Annotated in this window: 9 protein-coding genes; all 9 read right to left on the bottom strand. The window is 42.2% G+C overall.

What is annotated here, in order from left to right; all coding sequences use genetic code 11:
• Positions 1–159: 159 nt before the first annotated feature.
• Entirely contained in the window at positions 160–1,395 is a 1,236-nt protein-coding gene (locus AC1U9U_RS05370) for an LUD domain-containing protein (protein ID WP_479959522.1), read from the bottom strand.
• Positions 1,392–2,384, bottom strand: coding sequence for a (Fe-S)-binding protein (locus tag AC1U9U_RS05365; RefSeq protein WP_479959526.1), 993 nt, complete (start codon positions 2,382–2,384; stop codon positions 1,392–1,394). Before AC1U9U_RS05365 ends, AC1U9U_RS05370 begins: the two co-directional genes overlap by 4 nt.
• Positions 2,385–2,629: 245 nt before the next feature.
• On the bottom strand, positions 2,630–3,385 hold the full coding sequence (larB, locus tag AC1U9U_RS05360; protein ID WP_479959521.1) for a nickel pincer cofactor biosynthesis protein LarB: 756 nt from the start codon (positions 3,383–3,385) through the stop codon (positions 2,630–2,632).
• A gap of 157 nt (positions 3,386–3,542) precedes the next feature.
• The gene (locus tag AC1U9U_RS05355) at positions 3,543–4,241 is read right to left on the bottom strand and encodes a response regulator transcription factor (protein ID WP_479959520.1); all 699 of its coding nucleotides are present in this window, start codon (positions 4,239–4,241) and stop codon (positions 3,543–3,545) included.
• A gap of 105 nt (positions 4,242–4,346) precedes the next feature.
• The gene (locus AC1U9U_RS05350) at positions 4,347–5,786 is read right to left on the bottom strand and encodes a sensor histidine kinase (protein ID WP_479959519.1); all 1,440 of its coding nucleotides are present in this window, start codon (positions 5,784–5,786) and stop codon (positions 4,347–4,349) included.
• 9 nt (positions 5,787–5,795) lie between these two features.
• Positions 5,796–6,548 (bottom strand): ABC transporter permease, encoded by a 753-nt coding sequence (locus tag AC1U9U_RS05345; RefSeq protein WP_479959518.1) that lies wholly within the window; start codon positions 6,546–6,548, stop codon positions 5,796–5,798.
• Positions 6,517–7,260, bottom strand: a complete 744-nt coding sequence (locus AC1U9U_RS05340) for an ABC transporter ATP-binding protein (RefSeq protein ID WP_479959517.1) — start codon at positions 7,258–7,260, stop codon at positions 6,517–6,519. The genes AC1U9U_RS05345 and AC1U9U_RS05340 overlap by 32 nt, the downstream gene beginning before the upstream one ends.
• A 79-nt stretch (positions 7,261–7,339) precedes the next feature.
• The gene (locus AC1U9U_RS05335) at positions 7,340–8,593 is read right to left on the bottom strand and encodes a hypothetical protein (RefSeq protein WP_479959516.1); all 1,254 of its coding nucleotides are present in this window, start codon (positions 8,591–8,593) and stop codon (positions 7,340–7,342) included.
• 145 nt (positions 8,594–8,738) lie between these two features.
• Positions 8,739–9,803: a sporulation integral membrane protein YtvI gene (gene ytvI / locus AC1U9U_RS05330; RefSeq protein ID WP_479959515.1), complete on the bottom strand. Its 1,065-nt coding sequence runs from the start codon at positions 9,801–9,803 to the stop codon at positions 8,739–8,741.
• Positions 9,804–9,824: the final 21 nt, after the last annotated feature.

Genomic DNA, 9,824 nt, shown 5'->3' with positions numbered 1-9,824 from the left:
GGTACCAATGGTTTTTGTCTAATCTTAAGATTACGGTTTATGCAACGTAGATACCGAACAATTCAGGCACCCTAGAACCAGATTAAAACCATAAAAAACCTCCCTGGCATCATGTTTCCCACGATCCAAGGAGGTTTTTCTTTGCAAAATTATCTGCTTCTATTCCATGACTTCACCATTAGAAAGCCGGTTTCTCAATTCTCCCACCATATTAGGCACATCAATCTGCATGGGGCAGCGTTCCATACAGCGACCACAACGGAGACAAGTATAAATTTGCGGGGCAGTGGCTTCCAAACCACCGGAGGTAAAGACATTCCAGATGGTCCCGATTCCGCCCAGGTAGGTTTCCCCAAAGGTTCCCGCAGTGACTTGGAAGACAGGACATTCATACATGCAGCCGCCGCAGCGTAAACAATGGGACGCCTGCTTGAAATCATCGTCCTCAGCCATCTTTTCCCGACCATTATCAACAAAGATCACATAAAACTCTTTGGGACCGTGTGCACCATAGGTGGTCACTTTTTCAATATCTCCGGTTTTGCTGGGTCCGGTGATTATATTGACATAAGCGGGTACCGGATATTGGGCATAACGCCAAGTTACTTCAGCTACCTTCATAGCTTCTTGGAAGGTGGGAACTATTTTCTCCGTTCCGACAATCAAAAGATGCACCGGAGGAGCAGCCGTACAAAGTCGCACATTTCCTTCGTTTTCAATAATCACGAAAGCACCGGTGTCCGCAGCTACTACGTTGGCGGAACTGATTCCTACATCTGCGGTAAAGTACTTTTCCCGCATAAAATCCCGAACCACTGCTACTTCCTTGGCAATATCAGGCTCTATTTCTTTACCAAAAAAACCGGTAAAAATCTCGGCAACCTTTTCCCGGGGCACATGAATAGCCGGAGACAAGATATGCATCGGACGATCCTTTTTTAGCTGAAGGATAAATTCGCCAAGGTCGGTTTCCCATACTTCATTTCCTGCTTCCTCTAAGTATTCACGAAGATGCAGTTCTTCCCCGAGCATACTCTTGCCTTTGACAATACTTTTCCCTTTACCGATAATCTCACTGGCGATTACCAAGGCTTCATGCTTATCTTTGGCATAGAAGGCTTTGCCCTTATTGCTTTCTACGGATTCCATAGCTTGGGCAAGAAGCTCTTTTCTTTGAGCAACAGAACGACTTTTGATCTCCCGTACTTCGGCAGCTAATTCCGGAGTTTGGGGAAAACGTCTCATTGTCTTATCGGTAGTCTCGCGGTAAGCCTTTACAGCCCGTGAGATGGCTTTACGAATATTTTCATCATGTTGAGCCCGATCAATATCTTTAGAATAGGTGCCGAACTCTTTTTGTAAATTCGCGGCATTTGCTTTGCCAGAAAAACTCATCCTACTATCCCCTTATATAAGAATTCAATCAAGTCAGCAATTCCGTCTCTATCCTTTTTGTCTGCTCCTCCTTGCAGAGAAGATAGGCAATAAGGACAAGAGGTAATGATGAGATCCGCACCGGTCTCCCGGAGTTCCTCAACACGTCTTCCTGCTATAGTATGGGATAGCTCGGGGAACATGAACTTATTGGGTCCACCACAGCATGTTGTCCAGCTGCGATTGCGGAAAGGCTCTTTGAACTCTACCCCCATAGCACTTAAGACGTCGCGAATTTCTTCGGTAATTCCCAGATCTCTAGCCAAGCGGCAAGAATCATGGATCACCACGGAGTCACCGGTATTTACCTTTGGCAATTTGTGTTTTTGTTCCCATACAAGCTCAACAAAAGTTTTGACTTCCAGGTTATGATGAGCCCCAAATTTAGGATACATAAGCTTAATTACCTCGGCAGCATGAGGAGAAAGGCAGACAATGGTTTTGGCCTTACTGGCCTCAAATACCCGGGCAACTCTTTTGGCATACTCGGCAAAGTCTTCCCAAAATCCCAGTTCATAGAGTAAGGCTCCGCTGTATAATTCATCTTCACCGGAATAACACAAGCTATAGCCCAGGCTTTGCAGGATTCGCGCGGCTTTTAGGGAAACTGCATTAAAACGCTCCTTATCTTGAGCCAAGACCGAGGCATAAATCTTTTCCGGATTAATGCCCGTCTTTTCAATAATATTGCGAGCCCCCATCAACATGGAGAATCCTTTGCTATTAGCATCCATGATGGTCATAGTTTTAACCAGGGAATCAATAAAGGGTAGAAGTTGATATTCTCCACCGGTATAAAAGAGGAGATCTCCTGTCTTAGGCAAATTCAATTCCTTAGCCCATGCAGATACTTCACTGCCTTTGAGGGCTAAAGGATTACCATGTTTCATAATATTACCGCGAACTAATTCTAATACAGGTGGCAGCTTGCGCTCCACCGTAGCTGGCATTTCAATGGGGTTTGTTGCCACAAAATTCACCGCCCTTTTCACTCTCTAAACCTATAGCTATAGCTTACTTAAAATAAGCCGCCTTTGTAAATAATAATTCTCTATGTATTATGTATTATTACAAATAGTGAAGTAATATTGTATACATGAATTATAGAGAATCAAGAAACATAGAGTATTATACTATAAGCTATTCGATTATTTCAACCAAAAGTATAGCTCATTATTTTTAATGTGCATCATACTTAACGAAAATAGATGCTCTTTATGACCGAATTAGCCAAGGCACCGGCACCGAAGCCATTATCAATATTGACTACCCCAATCCCGGCAGCACAACTATTTAACATCGCTAATAAAGCGGCAAGTCCGCCAAAACTGGCACCATAACCCACACTTGTGGGAACGGCAATCACAGGTTTGTCGGTCAGTCCCCCAACAACACTGGCTAAAGCACCTTCCATACCGGCTACGACGATAATAACCTCGGCAGCTTGAAGTTTATCGGTGTTATCTAAAAGACGGTGAATGCCGGCCACGCCTACATCATAGAGCCTTTCGACCAAACACCCCATTATATCCGCGGTAATCGCTGCTTCTTCCGCCACCGGCAAGTCTGCTGTCCCGGCGCTTAGGATAAGAACCTTTCCCCTTTTAGGGATAGGTGCCTTATTAATCGTAATAACACGGGCGAGTTCAGAATAGACAGCTTCGGGAATGTTTACTCTGACTGCTTCGTATACCTCCGGTGTGGCCCTGGTGGCTAAAACATTTTGACTGTGTTTATTTAGGTTAGCCATGATTTGGACAATATGTTCCCTGGTTTTTCCCAGACAAAAAACTACTTCGGGGAAGCCATTACGAAGCGCCCGGTGATGATCAACTTTGGCAAAGCCCAGGTCTTCATAGGGAAGGTTTTTTAATTCCTGTAGGGCTTTAGCGCAGGAAACACTACCATCTTTAACCCCTTTAAGTAATGCTAACAATTCTTCTTCCTTCATTATTTGCCTCCCTAACATGACGATCTTTCTGCTCTCGAAAAAGATCCTTCGCACCTTGCTCAGGATGACACGACTTATGGCCTATGTCATACTGAGCGATTAGCGAGGTATTTTGACCCAATATTATTTCCATCCGGTAATGCATAAAATTAACCCGCTAAACTCGGAAACGATAGCCCGCCCCCCAAACTGTTTCAATATATTGTGGTTTGGAGGGGTCAGCCTCAATTTTCTCCCTAATTCTAGCGATATGCACCGTAACCGTTGCCGAATCCCCTAAGGATTCCAATCCCCAGATTCGTTCAAAGAGCTCTTCCCTACCAAAAACCCGATTTGGGTTTTGGGCTAAATAAAGTAATAAGTCAAATTCTTTTTGAGCTAGGGCAACCTCGAGATTATTGACGAAAACCCGGCGGGAATCTTTTTCTATTTTAAGTCCCCGAATCGTTATAGACTGTCGTTTTTTCATTCCGGTATTAAAACGCTGCTTAAGGCGCTCGTAATTTTCAATATGGGCCTTGACCCTGGCAACCAACTCACCTGGGCTAAAGGGCTTAGTAATATAATCATCTGCTCCTAGACTTAAGCCTTTGATCTTGTCTATTTCTTCTTTCTTGGCGGAAACCAATAATACAGGGATATCTTTATCTTCCTTCATGCTCTTAAGGATTTCTAATCCATCTAGCCCCGGTAACATAATATCTAGGATAATCAGATCATATTCGTGATTCTGGATAGCCCTTAACCCATCCACGCCGTCTCCGGCAATTGATACATCAAAACCCGCTACTTCTAGATAATCCCTTTGCAATTCAGCAATACTGGAATCATCTTCGACAATCAAAATTCGCTTCATTTTCCAACGCTCTCCTTCCGTACCCTTATGTCCATAAAATCCATATTGCTTATCGAATTCACTGATAAATGAAAAGGCGATATTAGGTCAAGGTAGAACGTGTGCTTAATTGCGAGGAAGAGAGATAAGAATACATGTCCCCTCCCCTTTTCGACTTATAGCCCAAATCCGGCCTTCATGGCCTTCCACGATCTGTTTTGCTATAGCTAAACCAAGTCCGCTGCCTTTAATTTCAGTACGAGCCATATCGGAACGATAAAAACGGTCAAATATCTTGGCTACATCTTTTTCCGGTATGCCGCGGCCATTGTCTTCTACTTCAATAATTACACTGGAAGGTGTTTCCCGTAGGGTAATCGTTATTTTCCCTTCCTCTTTATTCATATACTTGCGAGAATTATCGATGATATTAATAATGACTCGCATCATCTGTTCGCGATCAAGTGGAATCAATTTCGATCCGGTAAGTTCGCAGATAAAGCGGGCTTTTATCCCGTAATGCTCCATTTCCGGTTCAATTTCCTGGAGTCCATCAATTAGAAAGGCCTCAATATCCGTTTTTTGAAAATTAAAGGGGATCTGATTGAGGTCTAGTTTGGCATAGAGCAGGAGATCATCAATCATCGTGTGGATTAATTCCGCCTTGCGATAAATTGTCTTAAGATACCTTTCCTTTTTCTCAGGGGAATTAGCAATCCCATCAATCAGCCCTTCCACATAACCTTTAATCGAGGTGACCGGAGTCTTTAAATCATGAGAAATACTGGAGATAAGCATTTTTCGATTTTCTTCAAATTTAAGCTGGGTATGGACGGAATTTTTCAATTGGAGGCGCATTAACTCAAGATCACGGCAAAGCTCCCTAACTTCTTGGTCCCCCTCTTCCACTATCTCATAATTTAGATTACCCCGCGTAATTTCCGTGGCCGCTTTCCGCAAATTATGCAGCGGTGAAAGGATGGTACGAGAAAAGTCGTAGGAAATGATTATATTGGCAGCCATAAAGGAAATAACAAAGATAATTCCACTAAAGACTACAAAATTAGTAGTATTGAAAGTAGCAGGATTAACCGGTACAAGAAAGAATAAGATCCCCTCTCCCCTCCATGTTCTTGCTTGAGAAGTTAAATTAATAGCTTGGACACTATAAGATTGGTTCCCGATCACAATCAACTCATCGGAGAACTTCTCGGTGGTTTTTTTAAGCTTAGCCACATCGATAGCTGTCAGATTACGAGAGGAAAAAATTATTTCATCGCCCTGAAGTGCGGCAACTTCACCATTAATACCGGCTAAGCGGGATGCCAGTTCCTTTTGGAAGGAAGGGTCTTCAATTAACTCCGGATGTTGCCGCAGAATACTGTTTTTATTGCCAACCAATTCAAAAGTCAACTGGGCAATTTGTTGCGTATTATTAAAGGAATGTTCAGTGCCGGATATTTTTCCGGCAATAAAAATATAGGCCATAGCACTAAGAACCGTAATCGTCACAGGGATGATTACGGTCAAAGCATTGGCTAGAATAAAGCGGCGTTTTAGGTTCATTATGTCACCCTAAAATTCTTTTTTATCAAAGAGGTAAAAAGCCCCTGTGAAGAAAAGTATAGCATATCCTAACATTAATAAAAGCTCCCGTAAAATTTTCATAAACGGAAAGGAATTAGCCAGCCAAAGACTATACCAATCAAAATAAGAAGTAATCAAGAGACCTGAGTACTGAGAGAATAAAATTCCCAATCCCTTAAAAAGGATAAAACAAAGAACGGAAAGAAAAAAGACGGAGATGCCGCTCTTGAGGACATTAGCCAAAAAGACAATACCTAAAGCTAAAACAAACATGGGAAAAAAGCTCACCAAATAAGCGACAATGGTTTTTAAAAACCCACTGAAAGATATGGAATCCCCATTAAAAACCAACCCGGCCAATACGGAAAAAACCAGCAGCAACCCCAGATTAGTCAGGATGAAGATGCCAATAGCCGCTACCTTGGCACTGAACAACTTAAACCGGCTGACGGGACGGGTCAAAGTGATTCGCATGGTATTTTGAGCGAATTCTCCGGAGAAACTGTCAATCGCAACCAAGGCCGCGAACAAGGGGAGCAAGGTATTGGCAGCCACCGATAAGACCAACATCGGAAAATCGGCACTTCCCGCTCCACGGATGCCAAATCCCATCCGTACGCCCAGGACCAGCAATTGTCCAATTACGATAATTAGCAAGGAAAGAACAACTGCTACGATGGCTTTCTTTTTCTTACGTAATTTCTCAAGCTCATTGATAAGTGCTGCTTGAAACACGGCCATTGCGTTCGACCTCACTTACAAAATAATTCTCTAGTGTTGCATAATTCTTAAGGATTTCTTCCGTACTCTGAACATTAAGGAGCAGCCCGTTATAAATTACCCCAATCTTATTGCAGGTCAGTTCTACATCATGAATGAGGTGGCTGGAGATAAAAAAGGTCGTTTGCTCCTGCTCGGCTAAATGAAGAATCAACTTACGAATCTCGATCATTCCTTCTACATCAAGGCCGTTTAAAGGTTCGTCAAGAATAACCACTTGTGGACGGGACAGAATTGCTGCCGAAATCCCCAAGCGCTGTTTCATTCCCAAGGAAAAACGTTTGGGTTTTTCATCCTTGTAGCGCAGCATGCCCGTTAACTCCAAAACTTCTTCAATCCTTTTCCGGTCTACATCAGGATAGAACCGGGCCAGCTGTCTTAAATTATCGTAGGCCGTAAGGTAGGGATAGGTTTCCGGTATTTCAATAATACACCCTACCTTAGCCATTGCCTGCTCGTATTCTTCCAGTATACTATGGCCAAAGATCTTCACATCTCCCCGGTCCGGAGAGATGAGTCCGGTCATTATTTTCATAGCCGTGGTTTTGCCGGCGCCATTAGGACCGAGAAAACCAAAGATTTCACCTTGATAGATATCCAGATTCAGGTCGCTGATACCACGACCATTCTTGTAAAGTTTCGTCAGATTTTTGATCTCGATGACTTTTTCCATGCACTACCTCCCTGGGCAAGTCCGAAAGAGCTGCCGGAGATATCCCCGGCAGCTATTAGTATTCCTATGGCCCTTGTACTTATTCTAGGACAGGATTGAAGGTGGAATCAAACATAATTCCCGTTCCCATACCCATATATGGTTTGTTCAAATGGAAGTTTACTTTACCTTGGTAATCATCTAGATAGAAAAAAGCTTCCAGCTTGCCACCGCTGTCGGAGGGTATTTCCACCCTGGCATCCCGCATATCCTTATTCTGGAAAGTAGCATTAAAGCTAAACTCATTCACCTTTTCCGCATAATTTTCGAATCCGGGCTTGTATTCTTCATGATAACGTCCGGTCATGCCATTGGCATCGATTTGCGTGATTTCCAGGATTCTCTCCCCGGCTTTAACAAACTTACCGTCTTTTTCAATTACAATATTATTACTGTAGGTTCCGACATACTTTTGAGGATTACTGATTATACTCTGGTCTCTAAGAGTTTCTTTAACAACCTCTTTGCCGGTAAGATCAGGTTTGGCAACGACAGTGGAGTTAATATCCTTAAGACTGCCTAAAATTTCGATGGTTATCTCATGTTCCTGTCCATTAGCATCGGTACCCTTTACCTTGGCAAGAGCCAGGATATTCTCCAAGGCACCATCCTTGTTCAGAGAAGCTGAGCCGGTCACCTCATGTACAGCAATATTTTTCGTTAGATTTGGTCTGCCGTTATCAATGTTCGTATTATGAAACTCTTGTTTCAAAATTAGGGATGATACCGCATTAACCAAGGTTGGAATTTGCATTTCCGATAGTGAACCGTTTAATTCCTTGGTGCCGTCGGGATTCTCAGTAACAATCACATGATCCTTCAGGCTGCCGACTACCGCATCGATAATACGTTCTACATCTTCAGCTTCATCTTCCTTAAAGGGGTTATTAAAGAGGTAAGCCTCCCGCCCTTCCGGATATTCACCTACATAGACTTTGCCATCATCCATACCGCTACGAATGGTAGTATGGGTATCGTTATAGGAATAATACGTGTTAGTTTGTCCGTTAGATCTTTCTGTAGTATTAATGTTTACAGAAGCTTTCTTAATTCGGTCATATTTTTCAATGGAACTAGTAGCTTCCAGCACATTCCCATTATCCTTGATTACAGACGTCCATTCCATAGTATAGTTGTCATACTCGCTGCTGGCTTTTTCCGCGGCAATTTTAAACCCGTCCTTTAATTGCTCATAGCCGCTTTTACTGACGATATCCGCAAAGGCCGTGGTGGCAAAAAGCAATGCTCCTACCGTAAAACCCGCGATAATCGCCGTTTTCTTTTTTAATTTCAAAGCTATTCACTCCTTTTTATTTAACAGGAAGCTTCCTATTTTTATTATAGAATCCTCGTCTTGATTTTCCGTAAACAGATTCTAAATAAAGTATAAACTAATTATGAGAAATAACAAACGTATAGGAAAAGCCGGTTCAAACCGGCTAAATTTTAAAGCGATATCTGATTACTTTCGCCTTTACTAAGGCTTTATAAAGAATAATCAAGAGCGGAGCTAAGAATACTCCTAATACCCCCAGAACTTTAAAACCAACCCAGATAGAAATCAAAGTGGCTAAGGGACCAAGGCCGATTCTTTCCCCGAGGATTTTCGGTTCAATAATCTTGCGAAATACAGTTATGATAATAAACAAAAGAATTAGCCCAAGGCCACGGAATAAATCCCCCCGAGTGAGGCAAAATAGACCCCAAGGGACAAGGACTGAGCCGGTTCCCAGAATCGGCAAAATATCTACAAAGACTATCAGCAAGGCCAGCACTAAGGCATAGCGTACATTTAAAATGACTAAGCCGCCTAAACTAATAACATAAGTAATCGTGCTTAGAATGATCTGTGCTTTGAGAAAGCCAATGGTTGCATTGCGTAGGTCCGAAAGAACTGCAATAGCTTTGGGTTTAGAACTACTCTTGAAATAGGAGAAAAACCTTTGGTTGATTCTGTTTAAGTCTAAATTAATTATGTATAGAGCAATGAAGAAAATTAGCACGGTGAAGAAAAAGTTAGGAATTGTGGCAGTAATCGAGATAGTTTGGACACCCCAAGTTGAGAGGAGATTAATATTTGATAATTGATTAACAAACCCATTAATAGCCTGGTTGATTTGGTACCCTAACTCGGGAGGAAAAATGGAGATAAAATCATTGATTTGTTGGAAAAAGTCTCTAAACCAAACTTGGATATTGGGAATATTCCTTTGAATGAATTTTATTAATTCATAAGCTTCACTAATAATCTTGGTAATAATAAAATAAGAAAGAAGTATAACCCCTCCCAAAAATAAGAAATAAGAAATATTCGAAGCAATGGGGCGATTGATCTTCAATAATTTCATTAACCATTGATTAAAAGGATCTAAGAGAAGGGCGAACAGTAAAGCAAAGATAAAAGGAGCAAAATAAGGCAGAGTATGATAGATCAGGAGTGGAATCAAAACAAAGGCGAGGATAACCAGAAGGGTTACTGCAACTTTCTGTGCGAACTCTTTCATGAAGGGGCATTCTCCAATCCG

The organism is Desulfitobacterium sp. (genome assembly GCF_982384815.1).
This window is presented reverse-complemented; position numbering and strand designations above follow the sequence as displayed.

Coding starts and splice junctions, on each gene's coding strand:
- AC1U9U_RS05370 (WP_479959522.1), bottom strand. CDS start 1,395: ATGAGTTTTTCTGGCAAAGCAAATGCCGCGAATTTACAAAAAGAGTTC.
- AC1U9U_RS05365 (WP_479959526.1), bottom strand. CDS start 2,384: ATGCCAGCTACGGTGGAGCGCAAGCTGCCACCTGTATTAGAATTAGTT.
- larB (WP_479959521.1), bottom strand. CDS start 3,385: ATGAAGGAAGAAGAATTGTTAGCATTACTTAAAGGGGTTAAAGATGGT.
- AC1U9U_RS05355 (WP_479959520.1), bottom strand. CDS start 4,241: ATGAAGCGAATTTTGATTGTCGAAGATGATTCCAGTATTGCTGAATTG.
- AC1U9U_RS05350 (WP_479959519.1), bottom strand. CDS start 5,786: ATGAACCTAAAACGCCGCTTTATTCTAGCCAATGCTTTGACCGTAATC.
- AC1U9U_RS05345 (WP_479959518.1), bottom strand. CDS start 6,548: ATGGCCGTGTTTCAAGCAGCACTTATCAATGAGCTTGAGAAATTACGT.
- AC1U9U_RS05340 (WP_479959517.1), bottom strand. CDS start 7,260: ATGGAAAAAGTCATCGAGATCAAAAATCTGACGAAACTTTACAAGAAT.
- ytvI (WP_479959515.1), bottom strand. CDS start 9,803: ATGAAAGAGTTCGCACAGAAAGTTGCAGTAACCCTTCTGGTTATCCTC.